The sequence below is a fragment of the Microbulbifer variabilis genome (genome assembly GCF_052468405.1).
In genome coordinates this window covers 3,563,578-3,580,404 of record NZ_CP174343.1, presented here as the reverse complement: position 1 = coordinate 3,580,404, position 16,827 = coordinate 3,563,578, and the positions used below count along the sequence as shown (strand labels likewise).

Annotated in this window: 10 protein-coding genes; 8 read left to right on the top strand and 2 right to left on the bottom strand. The window is 48.6% G+C overall.

From position 1 onward, the window contains the following. Positions 1–1,153: 1,153 nt before the first annotated feature. Genes ACJJJB_RS16235 through ACJJJB_RS16225 form a run of 3 tightly spaced genes read left to right on the top strand, consistent with a single transcriptional unit; the run spans position 1,154 to position 7,126 of the window. Positions 1,154–2,254: an HlyD family secretion protein gene (locus ACJJJB_RS16235; protein ID WP_445365159.1), complete on the top strand. Its 1,101-nt coding sequence runs from the start codon at positions 1,154–1,156 to the stop codon at positions 2,252–2,254. Further along, positions 2,251–5,007 (top strand): ATP-binding cassette domain-containing protein, encoded by a 2,757-nt coding sequence (locus ACJJJB_RS16230; RefSeq protein ID WP_353375641.1) that lies wholly within the window; start codon positions 2,251–2,253, stop codon positions 5,005–5,007. Before ACJJJB_RS16235 ends, ACJJJB_RS16230 begins: the two co-directional genes overlap by 4 nt. Further along, on the top strand, positions 4,997–7,126 hold the full coding sequence (locus tag ACJJJB_RS16225) for an ATP-binding cassette domain-containing protein (RefSeq protein WP_445365158.1): 2,130 nt from the start codon (positions 4,997–4,999) through the stop codon (positions 7,124–7,126). The genes ACJJJB_RS16230 and ACJJJB_RS16225 overlap by 11 nt, the downstream gene beginning before the upstream one ends. Positions 7,127–8,199: 1,073 nt before the next feature. Here ACJJJB_RS16225 and ettA read toward each other — a convergent pair. Beyond that, positions 8,200–9,864, bottom strand: a complete 1,665-nt coding sequence (gene ettA / locus ACJJJB_RS16220; protein WP_020414493.1) for an energy-dependent translational throttle protein EttA — start codon at positions 9,862–9,864, stop codon at positions 8,200–8,202. Positions 9,865–10,045: 181 nt separating this feature from the next. Here ettA and ACJJJB_RS16215 point away from each other — a divergent pair, with 181 nt between their 5' ends. The 5 genes from ACJJJB_RS16215 to fnr all read left to right on the top strand — a co-directional run bounded on the left by ACJJJB_RS16215 (position 10,046) and on the right by fnr (position 15,539). Further along, complete coding sequence (locus ACJJJB_RS16215) at positions 10,046–11,152, top strand: enoyl-CoA hydratase/isomerase family protein (protein ID WP_353375643.1); 1,107 nt, start codon at positions 10,046–10,048, stop codon at positions 11,150–11,152. Positions 11,153–11,221: 69 nt separating this feature from the next. Continuing rightward, positions 11,222–12,130, top strand: coding sequence for a 3-hydroxyisobutyrate dehydrogenase (gene mmsB / locus ACJJJB_RS16210; protein ID WP_020414495.1), 909 nt, complete (start codon positions 11,222–11,224; stop codon positions 12,128–12,130). Positions 12,131–12,534: 404 nt separating this feature from the next. Continuing rightward, positions 12,535–13,233: an OmpW/AlkL family protein gene (locus ACJJJB_RS16205; protein ID WP_040629129.1), complete on the top strand. Its 699-nt coding sequence runs from the start codon at positions 12,535–12,537 to the stop codon at positions 13,231–13,233. A 121-nt stretch (positions 13,234–13,354) separates the two neighbouring features. Further along, a complete protein-coding gene (hemN, locus tag ACJJJB_RS16200; RefSeq protein ID WP_157533605.1) occupies positions 13,355–14,740 on the top strand; it encodes an oxygen-independent coproporphyrinogen III oxidase in 1,386 nt (461 codons plus the stop codon). Positions 14,741–14,810: 70 nt separating this feature from the next. Continuing rightward, positions 14,811–15,539: a fumarate/nitrate reduction transcriptional regulator Fnr gene (gene fnr, locus ACJJJB_RS16195; protein WP_020414498.1), complete on the top strand. Its 729-nt coding sequence runs from the start codon at positions 14,811–14,813 to the stop codon at positions 15,537–15,539. A 63-nt stretch (positions 15,540–15,602) separates the two neighbouring features. On the opposite strand, the gene ACJJJB_RS16190 is transcribed toward fnr, so the two are convergent. Beyond that, positions 15,603–16,625, bottom strand: coding sequence for an adenosine deaminase (locus ACJJJB_RS16190; protein ID WP_445365157.1), 1,023 nt, complete (start codon positions 16,623–16,625; stop codon positions 15,603–15,605). Between the last annotated feature and the right edge of the window lie 202 nt (positions 16,626–16,827).

Here is a 16,827-nt window from a genome sequence, read left to right as displayed (position 1 = left end):
GGAGTGTACAGGATTTGTACAAGTAACATATACGCAGCCCAGATCTTTCCGGCTTACTTAGATGTATTGGGTCAAGATAGATTTTTACCGGATGGGGAGTCAGGTGGCGCTCAACCCAGGCTATATCCTTGGGTTTTATAATATTAAATGACTGGGCAGGTATGGTTAGGAAACACTCAGTACCCCTTGCCAGCTTAGCTTGGGCCAGCCTCATAGCCCGGTTCGGATCTGGTCACTGTTCATAGAAGCAGTGCCCATTATGGGCAACTGCTGCATCTAGGTAGCTTAGCTTTTTATGCGCTTCCTGACTCTGTCTGCCTCAGCTGTACCAGTAATACAGGCAAAGCTATGGCCAACCAAGATGATATTGTCAAGCTCCTCCCATTCAATGACGCTGACTATATATTCAATAAAAGTTTCGATACCAATACCGGGGTGGATTAGATGGTGCTTTTCATCCAAACCTGTCGGGGTAGAGCTGAAGGTGCGGTGTCAAGTTGCGACCAGCCTTTGGGCAACCCGCCACCAGCACCAGCCACCATGGAATAGCCCGTGTACTAACGCATAGGTTTTTTTGCTCTAAAGATTCCATGACGATTAATTTAGTGAGGTGTAAAAAATATACGTGTTTTTCTGTTCTATCGATTTCATTTATGTATTGGTTGGGGAGAAATTGTTCGAGTAGGGGAGCGGCATACAAGTTAGGAAAATGACTGTAAGGTTAGGTATTAATAGGTGCTTTAGATTAAAAATATAAAAGTAAGTTATGTTTTTTAATTTCTAACTTTAATAACAGTTCTTCAGTAGGTCGTCTCTATAAGAAATTTTTAGAATTTTACTATTTGATAAATGTAAATTTATTTTTGTGCAATGTTGGATTTTTGATCATATAGGCAAGAAAGACAGCGATAAGTTAGTTGAATAGTTCAATATTTATCGAATTTGACTATCTGTTATAGGGCATTTAGATTTGGTTCCGCGATAAACAGCCAAAGGCTGTACGCATATAAAGGTGAAATATAAATAGTACTGGCCATAGTTGGTACAAATTAGGTGAATCGCATTGCCAACCCCCTTCATTAATACAACTCGATCTATCTCTGCGGATACTTTTTACTCGTTAGCATGGGCTACAGCTCTTGGTATATCGCTGATGGTGGCTTGGATAGTTTGGTTTCTGACAAAAGATATCACTACATACAGCGTTAGTGATCAAGCCAGGCTTGAGCAGGAGCAAAATACCGTACATGTGAGCACCCAAAGAACAGGGAGAGTAGTGTCTATCCAGGCTTCTCTGGGGGATATCCTCAAAAGGGGAGATATATTGGTACAGCTTGATACTGCTGCGTATGATCTTGATTTGGATGGGAATAATAAAATTTCCCAGAGCCTTGCAATACAGCTGGAGGCGATCGGGCGGGAACAAACCCTTCTGGATAAAAAGTTTGAAAAAGATAATAAAGCTCTCAACGGGCAGTTAAAACTCATTCGCCAGCAGCACCAACTTCAGATAAGTAATCAGAGGATACAGGCTGATGTGGCAGATCGTTATGAGCGATTATTGAAAAAACAGCAAAGCTCTGAATTGGATTATTTGGCAGCAAAGCGAACTTACCAGCAAATGGCTATGGCAACTCTGGCTTCAGAAGCCCAAATTGAGGCGACCGTTGATCGGTCTGAGGAAATTGCCAGTGAATATCAACTTGCTCTTAGTGGGTTAAAGCAGCGTCGGGCGGATATTCAAAGTAAGCTTGCAGAGGTGGATACCCGCATACAGCGGAGTAACTTGGCTGTGGATGAGCAACAGTTACGTGCTCCAATTTCGGGTAAGCTCGCTTCTTTAGCGGATATTCGTGAGGGAGAGGTTCTGGTTGCTGGCCAACAGATTGCCACAATGCAAGCAAAAGGCATGATTAGCGTGCAAGCCTTTTTTCCTCCGGCCATGGCTTTAGGGCATATTCGTGAAGGGCAAAGTGCCCGGGTTAAACTAGATGGCTTTTCCTGGGCGCGCTATGGGCAGCTTCATGCTCGTGTAGAGAGGGTTGCCAGTGCTGTTTATGGAGATCGAATTTTGGTCGAGCTATCTCTTCAAGGCGAAGTGCCCCAACAACTACCATTAATGCATGACCTGCCCGCGAGAGTAGAAGTTGCTACCGGGATAAAAACTCCTTATCAACTGCTACTACAGCGAGTTGGAGATATGTTGACAGGGGAGCCAGATAGTAAGCTAAACAATGCGAGGTTTTCTCAGTGAGGCAGAAAATCCGCTGGCTAGTACCTGAAATTGTACAGACATCTAATATGGACTGTGGTCCGGCATCTCTGAAAAGCCTGTTGGAGGGGTTTGGAGTCAATGTCCACTATGGCCACTTGCGCGATGCTTGCCAGACCGATGTGGATGGTACTTCTATAAATACGCTGGAAAAAATTGCTGTTGAATTAGGATTAGATGCGGCTCAAATGGTCGTTCCAAAAGACCACTTGCTAATGGATATTCCTGGTTATTTACCTGGGCTGGTGGTTGTGCGTTTACCTAATGGGAATACTCATTTTGTTGTTGCCTGGCGTAATCACGGTAGTGTTATACAGGTAATGGACCCAGCCAGTGGCCGACGTTGGCCCAATGTTCATCGCTTCCTCGAAGAATTGCATATTCATACTATGCGTGTTCCCCCCCAGGGGTGGCGCGCCTGGGCGGGAGGAGATGACTTTATGAATCCCCTTCGCACAAGAATAGTTCGCTTAAAAATTTCCGAATCACTCTGTGCGAAGTTTTGTCAGTTTGCACTGAAGTCAGACAGTTGGCTACCTTTAGCGTTTCTTGATGCATCTGTCCGTATGATGACCGCCCTGGTGTCCTCCGGGGCATTACGCAGAGGAAGCGAAGTTAGTGGGATACTACAAAAGCTGGTGGATGAATTTTCTGAAAGCTCTGCTGATGCTTTTAATTTGGTGCCAGAGAGTTATTGGTGTGCCCGTCCTCATTGTCCACCTGGTACTGACTTAAATACACCTTTCGAACAGTTTCCAGAACAATTGGAGTTCAGCGGTGCAGTAATAGTAAGTGTTAAAGGCTTACGTAAAGATGCTGAAGTGAAACCAAGCTCTGAGAACTTATCCAGAGCTTTAGAGGAGCCTCCTGTTCGTCCATTGCAGGAGCTGTTTGGAATGTTGCGGGATGATGGCTTACTCGCTCCACTCATAGTTATCCTGGCGATGATGGGAGCCGTATTTGGCTTAATGGCCGAAGCGTTGCTCTTTCGGGGGCTGATCGATATCCATAGTGAGCTGGGTACTGAAATACAGCGGACGGGTACTGTGGTGCTATTGCTGGGTTTTATGTTGACTGTAGTTCTCATTCAGTATCCTGCAGCAAAGATTCAACTGATGATTGGGAGGCACTTGGAAAACCGTTTTCGTATGCGTTTTCTCACAGCATTGCCGCGTATCCCGGATCACTTTTTTCAGAGTCGCCCAACTTCAGATACTGCCGAGCGCAGTCACCGTATTAGTGCATTACGAGAACTCCCTGTGCTGGGAGGTGGTATTCTTTTTAAAGTAGTTTCTTTGTTTGCTACGGCTGCTGGAATTATATGGATTGCGCCGACTGCTGCGCCGCTTGTAATTCTGATGGTCGCTGTCCAGGTATTGATTCCCCTGGTGTTCCAGCCTTTACTTAACGATCATCACATGCGTGTCCAGACACATGCGGGTGCCTTAGCTCGATTTTATATGGATGCGCTCTTAGGGCTTGTTCCGATTCGCACTCATGGTGCTGCCGAGTCAGTGCGCAAAGAGCATGGGAGCTTACTTACCGAGTGGGTGAAGTCCAGTTATCTTTCTCTGCATTTGCAATTAAACAGCCAGGCGGTGCAGATGATTATAAATTGTGTACTTGTCTGTACCCTGGTGGCTTACTGCATCCAAGTTCGTGGAGCGAGCCCTGATCTATTGCTATTGATTTATTGGGTTTTAGCCCTTCCACCTCTGGGAGAAGATATTGCCGTATTAATGCGGGAGTATCCAAGACAGCGAAATACTTTACTGCGCGCCTTAGAACCTTTACTGGCGGTTAATGATAAAACAGAGGAAGGAGTAACGGATGACAATGAGAAAGAAGAGAGCTTTTGCCTGACGCAACCGGCACATTTCTGCTTCGAAAATGTCAGTGTCCAGGTCAGCGGTCGCACCATTCTTGATAGTATTAACCTGAATATTGTTCCAGGAGAACATGTCGCTATCGTTGGTGAGTCCGGCGCGGGAAAGTCCAGTCTTGCTGGCCTTTTGTTAGGGTGGCATAAACCTTCCAGTGGACAGTTGCTCTTGAATGGCTTGAAACTGCAAGGCCAGCTTCTGGCTCAATTTCGCATGCATTGTACTTGGGTAGACCCCGCTATCCAGCTTTGGAATAGTAGCCTCCTTGATAACCTGAATTACGGCAACAGCCCTAATAAATCCTTGTATCCAATTCTTGAGCAGTCGGATCTACTCAAGCTAGTGGCTTCGCTGTCAGATGGATTACAAAGTACCCTTGGCGAAAGTGGTGCACTTGTTAGCGGTGGAGAAGGCCAACGCGTACGCCTGGGGCGAGCCCTGGGAAAGGAAAACCCCTGTTGCGTAATCTTGGATGAGCCTTTTCGAGGTTTGGATCGTGAACAGCGTCAGCGACTTCTTGGGCGTGTGCGACAAATTTGGAAAGATACCACTTTGATCTGCATTACCCACGATATTTCTGAGACGCAGGATTTTCCCCGTGTGCTGGTAGTAAAGGATGGGCGTATTATAGAGGACGGCGCACCTAAAAAGCTGAAATCCCGTAGGGATTCCCACTATGCGCGGTTAGTAGTTTCTGAACAAAAGGCATGGGAAGAGTGTTGGCAGAGTAGTGATTGGCGCTACTTGCGCATGGCTGCAGGAAGCCTGTCAGAGGTAGAAAGGCCCATTAAGAAAGAGGAGCTGATACAGCCAAAAGAAAGGCAGTCCGAGGAGGTGGTCCATGAATTCTGAAATTTCAAGCGACAAACTCCGCTCCCGTTGTTGGCCTGCCTCTCAACTAGATTCTGCCTTACAGGCGTTAGCCCGGCATTGTGGATTGGAGCCGGAAATACTGGATTACTCTTCAACAGATAATGAGTTGGACACGAACACTCGTCTACAAGCGAGTGCGGAAGCTCTAGATATACAGGTCGAGCAAGTTAGTTGTAGTTATAGCGAGTTGAGCCAGATGTTGTTACAGGCTTCACCTGCATTGGTTCGCTTAAATTTTGGTGAGGGTGACTATTTTGCCGCCTTATGTGGGGGGAATCGCCGTCAATTGCGTTTACTTACCCCAACGTTGCAAGTGGTTCAAAATTCTCTTAGTCAGGTGGAGGCCCAGTTCAGTCATAGACAAGTGACCTTCCAGCGTGAGCGTATAGCGCGTTTACTTGATGGTATTAATATTGGGGAGCGACGACGCGCGCGTGCGACCGAGGCTCTACTTAAAGAGAATCTGGCAGGGGTGCGCATTGAAGGTTGCTGGTTACTGCGCCAGCCTGCACATCGCTCTGTTTGGAAACAGTTACGCTTGCGAAGCCAGCACTGGCAATTTTTAGGCATGCTGGCCTGCCACGCAACACAAATGGTTTTTTTCTTGGCTAGCTGGTGGGTCATTGGACGTGCCGTATTGGGTGGCTATATCGATACGGGCTGGCTTGTTGCCTGGATATTGTTGATGGCTTCTCAAGTTCCTCTGTCATTGTTTACCTTACATCTACGCGGTTCTATATCGATAGAAAGCGGAGCACTCCTAAAACGACGATTACTTGCTAGCGCCCTGCGTATCAACCCAGACCGTTTGCGCCATATGGGCACTGGCCAAGTATTAGGGCGTGTTTATGATGCAGAAAATATTGAGTCTAACGCGTTACAGGGAAGTTTCCTTTTGGTGTTAGGGGCTACAGAGCTACTTATGGCTGTCTTTGTATTGTTGATAGGTGCAGGAGGGCATATATATCTATTGCTTTTGCCTTTGTTTTTCATTGTGGCGATTGTCCTGGGGAGTGCCCAGTACCAAAGTCGTCGCAGCTGGGTTGTCCAGCGGCTATCAATGACAGATCGCTTAATTGAAAAGATGTTGGGTCACCGCACTCGCCTTGCCCAGCAAGCTCCGGTGGATTGGCATCGTGGTGAAGATCGGGAGCTGAGTAATTACCTACAAGCTTCTACAGACGTAGATAGTACCATGGTGCGCTTAGTAGCTCTTTTACCGCGCATGTGGCTCTTATTTGGGGTAGTGGGATTGTTACCGGTATTCATTAGTGGTGATGTGAGTAGTGCTCAGCTAGCAGTGGCCTTTGGTGGTGTGCTACTCGGCTACCGTGCAGTGCTTAAATGTATGAGTGGTTTCACCAGTGCTCTGAGTGCCCTTTTAGCTTGGGAAAACGTACGAAAGCTATTTGCCCTTGAAATACCACAACCACACACTTTGTTTCGGACCGTGCAAGCAAATGGTGTGAAAACGCTTACAGCTAATCAACCTTTCATTTCCATGAAGGATTTGTGTTTCAGCTATTCTGGAAAAGGCAGGTCAATACTGGCCGGATGTACACTGAATATATATTCTGGGGATCGTATATTACTGCAAGGCGCTTCAGGGTCAGGCAAATCTACTTTAGCGAATATTATTACAGGTATCCATGAGCCAAGTGACGGACTGATGTTATTAAATGGGTACGATAGAGCCAGTTTTGGTTTGAATGAATGGCGTCGAATCGTAGCTTCCTCCCCTCAGTTCCATGAAAATCATGTACTTGGTGACTCGTTCCTATTTAATTTGTTGATGGGGAATGAGTGGCCACCAACGCAAGAGAGTTTGCGAAAGGCCTATGCAGTTTGTGATGAGTTGGGCCTGACTCCCCTGTTAAATAAAATGCCTGCGGGGATACTGCAGACCGTAGGAGAAATGGGTTGGCGATTATCCCACGGGGAGATGAGCCGATTGTTTATTGCCCGTGCGCTTTTGCAAGGTTCAGAACTAGTAATTTTGGATGAGAGCTTGGCAGCGTTAGATCCTAAGACTATGGCTATGACTATAGGTAGTATACGAAGGCACGCAAATACATTAATTGTGATCGCTCACCCATAATCGAGGCTGGTTTATAGCATGTTTTATTGTATTCGAGTTAAGCTTGAACCATCTATCATGTTGAGAATAAATGATGGATAGCAATGCCCAATCAATATAATGGAGAATTAATATGCATACTGAAACAGATATTCAAGCTGGTCCTGAGGCGCGTATTGACCCACCAACTGAAAGGGTCTAATGTAATGGTTTGATACTTCCAGAGGTAAAATTGTTCGAACGTACCAAATATGCGAGGACTTATTCTCGTTGGTCAAAATTTTGCCTCTGGTGAGAGCAGTGTTTAACTATTATTGTTAGGAGTGAATTAAATGAATGCCGAAACCGATATCCATGCTGGACCAGAAGCTCGTGTAGATGTTCCGCCAAATTAAATCTACATTCTATTAGATGTTAAGACGGATTGACGTTTCATTGACTTATTCTGAGGCTTTTCATATCGATAAGTGTTTCAGTTGTCAAGGTGGCTAATTAGGGGTGTCATCAGCATTAGTGCTAGAGCGCTGCCTAGTTTTGCTTAAGTACCTCAGTCCGTTTTTAAAAAGCCTATATTAGTTTACTATCTACTCTCTAGGGAAATATATAGCAGACTATTCCTAGTTTTCGAAGGGTTGTCTGATGAATTTTTTGGGCTTTTCTAAATTTAAAGAGCCCTTAATGCGCTTGTTTACCCTAAGATAATTTCTGTTTATTGGTAGATTTGCTGATCTCTCAGGTGCTATTTCACTCCTATTCCCTTTGTGCCTATCTCGTTTTTTTTGCCCTCAAGGACGCCATTCTAATGTGTTGTATAATCCTATCTTTTTTGGGTTTTTCTTTTAAAGTCTAAGGATTTTAATGTTTTAGTGCTGGTGTGGATACGGCTTATAAATTTGTGGGTATGTTTGAGGCCTTTCATGAGAAAACTTTTCGTTGCGAATTTCCTCTTTGTCAGGATAGTTTGGGTTTGCTTACTCAGGACCATTTTTTAGCGGATATAAATTGGTAGCTTGGCTGAGGTTTATAATGTTGTAATTTATAGACACTTTTTACAATAAGTGACGGAAAGCCCGCAGAAGCGGGCTTTTTTATTCTCAAGTCTTAAGCTTTTTATAATGCATCCGATGAGGTGTTGCATCCTCACCTTTGCGCTGCACAAAGTCTTCGTGGTACTCGGTGTAGTTACCTTCGAAGAAGACCGCTTCACTCTCACCCTCATAGGCGAGGATATGGGTGGCGACGCGGTCTAGGAACCAGCGATCATGCGAGATTACCAGGGCGCAGCCGGGGAAGTTGAGCAGAGCTTCTTCCAGGGCGCGTAGGGTTTCGATATCCAGATCATTGGAGGGTTCGTCCAACAGCAGTACGTTGGCGCCCTGCTTTAGGGTGTAGGCCAGGTGCAGGCGTCCGCGCTCACCACCGGAGAGTTCGCCTACGCGTTTTTGCTGGTCGCTGCCCTTGAAGTTAAAGCGGCCAACATAGTTGCGTGAACCCACTTCATAGCTGTTGATCTTGAGCATATCGTGGCCGTCTGAGATGGCTTCCCATACGGTCTTGCTGTCGTCCAGATTCTCACGGCCCTGTTCAACGTAAGCGACCTTAACGGTTTCACCGATTTTGATTTCGCCGGAGTCCGGCTGCTCGGTGCCGCTGATCATACGGAACAGGGTGGACTTACCGGCACCGTTACCGCCGACGATACCCACAATCGCGCCCTTGGGCACGCGGAAAGACAGATTGTCGATCAGCAGGCGCTCGCCGAAGCCTTTGCTCACCTCTTTAAACTCAATCACATTATCGCCGAGACGCTCACCGGGCGGAATGTAGATTTCGTTGGTCTCGTTGCGGGCCTGGAAGTCCTGAGACTGCATTTCTTCCAGGCGGGACAGACGGGCCTTGTTCTTGGACTGGCGGCCCTTGGGATTTTGGCGGGCCCACTCGAGTTCCTTTTGCATGGCTTTGGCGCGCGCCTGTTCGCCGCGCTGCTCCTGCTCCAGGCGTTTTTCTTTCTGTTCCAGCCAAGTGGTGTAGTTACCTTCCCAGGGGATGCCGTGGCCGCGGTCCAGCTCCAGAATCCAGCCGGCAACATTGTCGAGGAAGTAGCGATCGTGGGTGATGGCTACCACAGTGCCGGTGAAGTCGTGCAGAAAGCGCTCCAGCCAGAACACGGATTCCGCATCCAGGTGGTTGGTGGGCTCGTCGAGCAGCAGCATATCCGGGCGGGACAGCAACAGTCGGCACAGGGCCACACGGCGCTTCTCACCGCCGGACAGGTTGTTGACGTCTGCATCCCAGGGCGGCAGGCGCAAGGCGTCTGCGGCGACTTCCAGGCGGTGCTCCAGGTTGTGGGCGTCCCAGGCCTGGATAATATCTTCGAACTGTTGCTGTTTCTTAGCCAGGGCATCGAAGTCCGCATCGGGCTCGGCGTAATCGGCGTAGACCTGTTCCAAGCCGGCGAGGGCGTCGATGGCTTCGCGTACACCGTCTTCTACGTTGCCGCGCACGGTCTTGCTGGCATCGAGTTGCGGTTCCTGGGGCAGGTAGCCGACTTTAATACCCGGCATGGCGCGGGCTTCACCGTTAAAGTCCTGGTCGACCCCCGCCATAATGCGCAATAAGGTGGATTTACCGGCGCCGTTGAGGCCGAGTACGCCGATTTTGGCGCCGGGGAAGAAAGACAGGGAGATGTCCTTCAGAATTTCGCGTTTGGGGGGCACTACTTTGCCCACCCGGTTCATGGTGTATACGTATTCAGCCATTTGGGGTTCCGTAACTGGGTGTTGCAATCGCTCAGATTTTGCGCGCAACTTATCAGTTTGCGTAAAAAGTGCAACTGCACCTTAGTGCCTGTCACCGCTGTACTCGCGTGTGGCTGACGTCGAATCTGATATGTGCTTAACTGCGACGCTAACTAGTACAAGAGCAATAAGACGGATAACAATGGATCAGGATTCCCCGGTATTGTTTTCCCGGCGCGGCGCATTGGCGGTCGCGACCCTAAACCTGCCCAAGGCACTGAATGCTTTGAATCTGCAGATGATTGATCTGCTGTCCACCCAGTTGGACGCCTGGGCTGAAGACGATGATATAGCGGCGGTTTGGATTGAGGGCCGTGGCGATAAGGCCCTCTGTGCCGGTGGTGATGTAGTGGCGCTATATCAGCAGTCGACATCTTATGGTGAAGTGCCGGATTATCGCTATACCACTGATTTTTTCTCCCGTGAATATCGTTTGGATTACAAGATACACACTTATGCCAAGCCGATAGTGGTCTGGGGTGGGGGTATTGTGATGGGAGGCGGTATCGGCATTATGGCTGGTGCGAGCCATCGCATTGTGACTGAAACTACGCGAATGGCGATGCCGGAAATTACCATTGGCCTGTTTCCCGATGTGGGGGGGAGCTGGTTCCTTAATCGTATGCCCGGTCGTCTAGGGCTTTTCCTCGGCCTGTCCGGTGCCCAGTTTAATGGTGCCGACGCCCTGTTTGCAGGGATGGCGGACCGAATTATTGCCCAAGACCAGCGTGAGTCGGTTTTACAGTCCCTATCGGTGCTGGATTTTGTTGCGGATTGCACCGTGAATCATCAGCTGGTGGGTGATTGCCTTAAAGGGCTCGAACTATCTCCTCTGCAGCGGCCGGAATCGGCGTTGCGCGAGCATTATGATCAAATTCAACAGCTCACGGATTTCTCGACTCTGCCGGAGGTCTGTGCGGCTGTCACTACGTATCAGGGAGTGGATAAATGGTTACAGCGTGCTGCTGCTACCCTGGCGGGAGGCTCGCCATTAACACCCTGGATAGTGTGGGAGCAGTTGCGCAGGGCACGCCATTTGTCTCTTGCCGATGTTTTCCGTATGGAGTTGAATCTGGCAGTTAATCTTTGCGCTAGCGGACACTTTAAGGAGGGGGTACGTGCCCTGTTGATTGATAAGGATCGCGCACCTAAATGGCAACCGGCATCCCTAGGGGAAATGAATTCTCAGCAAGTGGCAGATTGCTTTGTGGGTCCCTGGGATAGCGATCATCCGTTGATAGATTTGTAGAAAGCCTGTTACAAGCGTCCTGGCCGCTTTATGCCCGGAATATAAACAACAAAACACGGAGTGGCTTTTATGGAAAAAATAGCCTTTTTGGGTCTGGGTAATATGGGTGGCCCTATGGCTGCCAATTTGGCAAAGGCAGGCTTCAGAGTAGCTGCTTTCGATTTAAATTCCGCGGCATTGGTTCAAGCCCATAAGGATGGCTGTATTCCTTGTGATACAGCACTTCAGGCCGCTGAAGGTGCGGATGTTGTGATTTCGATGTTACCCAGTGGTGAGGCTGTCAAAGGGCTCTACCTCGGTGATCAGGGCCTTTTGCAACAACTTCCGGTTGGCACCCTGGTTATCGATTGCTCAACGATATCCGCGGAAGATGCCTCTACTGTGAGTAGCGCTGCGCATGAGCGAGGATTACGTGCGATTGACGCACCTGTCTCCGGTGGGACTGCGGCAGCGGCAGCTGGCTCACTGTGCTTTATGTGCGGTGGCGATGAGGTAGTTGTGAATTCGGCCCGGCCAGTTCTAGAGGCTATGGGAAAGAAAATATTTCATGCGGGTGGGGCTGGTGCGGGGCAGGTAGCCAAAATCTGTAACAATCTGCTGTTGGCGATTCATATGACCGGCACTGCAGAGGCTTTACAGTTGGGTGTGGATAAAGGTTTGGACCCCAGGGTCCTCAGTGAGATTATGCAGGAGAGTTCAGGCAATAATTGGTCGCTCTCCAATTACAACCCCTATCCTGGCGCCATGGAAAATGTACCTTCAGCAAAGGGGTATGCAGGTGGCTTTAGTGTAGCGCTAATGTTGAAAGACCTGGGGCTCGCAATGGATGCGGCCTCCACCAGCGCCTCTTCTACGCCTATGGGAGCGCTGGCCAAAAACCTGTATCAGCTTCATGGGGCGAGTGAAGAAAATCAACAGCTCGACTTCTCCAGTATTCAGAATATGTTCCGCAGGCCCGCTGGAACCCTGACCTGGTAAATTGTGTGTTCAATTGATATAGGTTTTCCGTGCCCCAGCAAGACCCGGGAACTGTATCAAAATGACAGGCGCACCGGTGAGGTATGCCTGTCACCTAACGCTAAAAATTGGTACTGGTTCGCAAAATAGAGAAGAGGTATCAAATAGCTCAGTTGTCACCATTCCTTAGCCGCGCCGCTCTCGCTATCTTCCTCCGCCCGCCTTGGGACGTGCCCTGATTTCAAGCCCGGTTACATGACTGCAGCTGGTGAACTGCTGGTTTTAAATCTACTAAATTCGACAGCTTGATTTGGATCAAGCCCGTTTTTGTAGCCAGGGGTTAACCTTCCTGCGACTTGTGATTGTGCCTGGAGGGGGCCCTTCCTGAGTCGGGAAAAATGCCAAATCGCTATATGGAGAAGTTGATGAATCGTAAAACTGCTTATGCAGCAGCCGCCTTGACCGCCGTACTCTCTGCCCCAGTACTGGCCTACGAAGAGGGTAGCTTTATTTTGCGTGGTGGTATGGCCACTGTAGCGCCCGACACCAGTTCCAGCACACTTTTTGCCAATGGGGATGCTGTCCCGAATACTGGTGTTGATGTGGATAATGGCTCTGCATTGGGCCTGACCGGTGTGTATATGTTCCGCGATCATTGGGGTGTGGAGCTGGTAGCCGCAACTCCTTTCACTCATGAAATTCAAGCTGAAGGCCTCGGAGACACTTTTGAGCTGGGTGAAACCAAGCACTTGCCGCCGACTCTGTTAGTGCAGTGGTACCCGATGGATACTCAGTCCACAATCCAGCCCTACGTTGGTCTCGGTGTGAACTACACCGCTTTCTTCGATGAGGAAATTAGTAGCACTGCAGATGCGAAGTTTGAAGAGCTGCTTAATGCCACTGGGGACGCCAAGCTCTCCCTGGATAACTCTTTCGGCCTGGCTGCAGAAGCTGGCGTCGACTTCGCTTTTGGCGCTGACCAGCGTTGGTTGTTCAATGTTTCCGTGTTCTGGATGGATATCGATACCGATGCCACCGTCAAGGTACCGGGTGTGGGTAATATCACCGCTAAAGTGGATATCGATCCGCTGGTTTATATGGCGGGTCTGGGCTACCGCTTCTAAGGTAGCGACACTCTAGTTTGGGATGGGGCAGTCGCTGCGGTTTTCTTAAAAGGAACTCGGTGGCTGCCTTTTAGTTTGTGCGGGGGGGCTGTCGCAAACGATTGATTGAGGTTGTAGGAATATGATGCAGGAAACCAAAAGTAACATGGGTGGCTTGTCAGAAGAGTTGCTGTCCCGCTATAGCGGGCCCTGCCCCCGTTATACATCCTATCCTACAGCAGACCGGTTCAAACCACTGGATGGCAATATTAGGCCTTGGGAAGCTTTGCAGGATATTCGCAGCCTCTCCCTTTATGTTCATATCCCCTTTTGCCGTTCACTCTGCTATTTCTGCGCTTGCAATAAAGTTATTACCTCTCAATATGGCCTCGCTTCCAGCTACCTTGACAACCTGCTACGAGAAGCTCGCTGGTATCGAGACAAGGTAGCGCAGGTACCGGTAACCCAGTTGCACCTGGGGGGCGGGACTCCCACCTTCCTCAGTGATGGAGATATGCGGCGTTTGATGGAAGGGCTGGGTGAGGTGTTTAACCTCCATCCTGGCGATGGGGTGGAATACAGTATTGAGGCCGATCCACGTACCCTGGAACTGGAGACGCTGGATACTCTGCGGGAACTCGGATTTAACCGCTTGAGCCTAGGAGTCCAGGACTTTGATATCGAAGTACAGAGATCAATTAACCGTATTTGCAGCGCTGACCAGGTTACTGAATTGACAGTTGCGGCGCGCGAACGGGGTTTTGAGTCTATCTCCTATGATTTGATTTACGGCCTGCCAAAACAAAATCTTTACAGCCTGCACAGTACCCTGGATAAAGTATTGGATTTGCAGCCTGACAGAATTGCACTTTATCACTATGCACACCTGCCCCATCGTTTTAAAGCGCAGCGTCTGATCGATACTGACCTTATTCCATCAGCCGCAGAAAAAGTGGCTATGCAATTGGCCGCAGTAGAGCACCTGGGACGCGCTGGATATGAATTCTTGGGTATGGACCATTTTGCTCGCCCGGGAGATGAGCTGGCAAAGGCTTCCCATAGCGGGATGCTGCAAAGAAACTTCCAGGGCTATACCTTGATGCCTGCCGACGCCTTGGTGGGGCTTGGGGCCTCGGCGATTAGCTATAGCCGAGATGGTTTCTGGCAAAACCTGCATCGCTTGAAAGAGTATGCCCAGGCTATAGGAGAGCGGGGTAATGCGTCTTGCAGAGGATGGTTTTTGAGTGAAGAAGACCGTTTGCGCCAGTGGGCTATAACAGAGTTAATGTGCCGTCTGCGCCTGGACAAAAACGAAGCCGGGCGTCGGGTGGGGATTCCTTTTGATGATTATTTTTATGAAGAACTCCAACGCCTGCAGCCTATGTTTGAGGATGGTCTAATTTACCAGGATAAAAACAATATTACTGTTACTGACCAAGGGCGGTGGTTTGTACGCAATGTGGCTTCAGCTTTCGATATTTATTTACATAATCAGCATACCGATGCGCAATATTCCCGGGTTCTTTAAGTAACTACAGGAGACGATCGCTTTTACAGCGGGTACAATTGCCGCAAATTAGTTTACCGGCTGGTTTAGTATGATTGACTCCTCAGTAGCGGTTAGTTGCGGTAACTGCTCCGTTAAACGTTTATGCCTGCCCGCGGGATTATCTCAAGCGGATATTGATCGACTGGAGCAGGTCACTCGCCGAAAGAAAATAGTAAAAGCAGGGGAGACCCTCTATCGCTCTGGCGACCCTTTTGCCAACCTTTATGCGATTCGCTCCGGTAGTTTTAAAACGGCTGTGATTGCTGCTGATGGTGATACGCAGGTGACTCATTTTGCTTTGCCAGGAGAATTGCTGGGACTTGATGCCTATAGCAGTCGGGTTCATCCGAGCTACGCTGAGGCACTTGAGGACAGTAGTGTCTGCCTGTTACCGTTCACCCAGTTGGAGTTATTGGCCCATCAGGTGACAGCCCTGCAGCAGCAAATCTACAGTATTTTTTCCGAGGAGCTACGTCAGGAAAACGATATTCTGATGTTACTCGGCAAGCGCTCAGCCGATACTCGCCTGGCGGCTCTACTGATTAATATTTCCAGTCGCTATTCCCGTCGCGGTTATTCCCACAGTGAATTCGTTTTGTCTATGCCAAGAACTGATATAGCGAATTACCTGGGATTGACTGCAGAAACAGTTAGCCGACTTTTTTCACGTTTTCAGCGTGAGAATTTAATTAAAGTGAGTGGTAGGGCGGTGGAGATATTAGATTTGGTTGGGCTCAGTGAATTGGCCGGGACCCATTGCGGTTACGATGAGGATTGATATGAGGGGCAACTGAATATTCGGTTGCCCCTCAAGAATCCCTTAATTGGAACAGAAAATTAATTAAAGCTCTGCGACTGTCTCAATTGAAGCAATTGCTTTCGCCCATTTCTGTTTTTGTGTTTCGGAAATATAACTGGCTTTAAAGCTATTTAGAGCCAGTTGTTTTGCCTGCTCCCTGGTCATCCCCAGACTTTCGCTTAGAGCCAGGTAGTTTCGGTTGACATAGCCGCCGAAGTAGGCCGGATCATCGGCATTTACAGTAACGCAGAGCCCTTGATCAAGCAGATTGAGGATCGGATGCTCGCTCATATCATCGTAGACGCAAAGTGCAGTGTTGGACAAGGGACATACAGTTAGTGGAATTTTTTCTTCTTTAAGGCGATCAATCAAAGCCTTATCCTCCACACAGCGAACCCCATGGTCTATACGGCTAACATCGAGTATATCGAGAGCCTCTTTAATATATTCAGCCGGCCCTTCCTCTCCTGCATGGGCGACACGCTCCAGGCCCAGTTCTTTGGCTATAGCAAAAACATTCTGGAATTTAACTGGTGGGTGGCCGAGTTCTGAGGAGTCCAAGCCAACCCCCTTAATGAAATCGAGGTAAGGTTTGGCTGCTTCCAGGGTTGCAATAGCTTCCTCCTCACTCAGGTGGCGAAGAAAGCAGAGAATCAGATGACTGCTTATACCCCATTCATTTTCCGCATCCTTGAGGGCACTGTGGATTCCACGAATGACCACGCCGATATCGATCCCCCTTTCTGTGTGGGTTTGTGGATCAAAAAAAATCTCTGTGTGTACAACATTATCCTCCCGACAGCGCTCGAGGTAAGCCATTGTCAGGTCATAAAAGTCACGCTCATGAATCAGGACTGAGGCACCCCGGTAATAAATATCCAGAAAGGACTGCAGGTTATGGAATTTATAGGCAGCCCTGATCTCCTCAACACTATTGAATGGGATTTCAATATTGTTCCGTTTGCTCAATTCAAACATGAGGTCTGGCTCCAGGGAGCCTTCAATGTGCAGGTGAAGCTCTGCCTTGGGCAGGGCTTTAATAAAATCTGGATCAGCGATGCTCATAGAAATAACTTTACCTGGGCAGGGATTTGGGACATGGACCATAAGGCATGCCGTTTCAATTGCGGCTAATGGTATCAGCTTCTCACTGGTAGCTGAAAAGTGGAGCAGTGGTCTCTGTTTATTTAAAAAGTAAACGAATCGGTTTACTTTCTTGGTGTACCATAAAATACACTGGTTGGTTTACATTTGTATTAAATTCTAG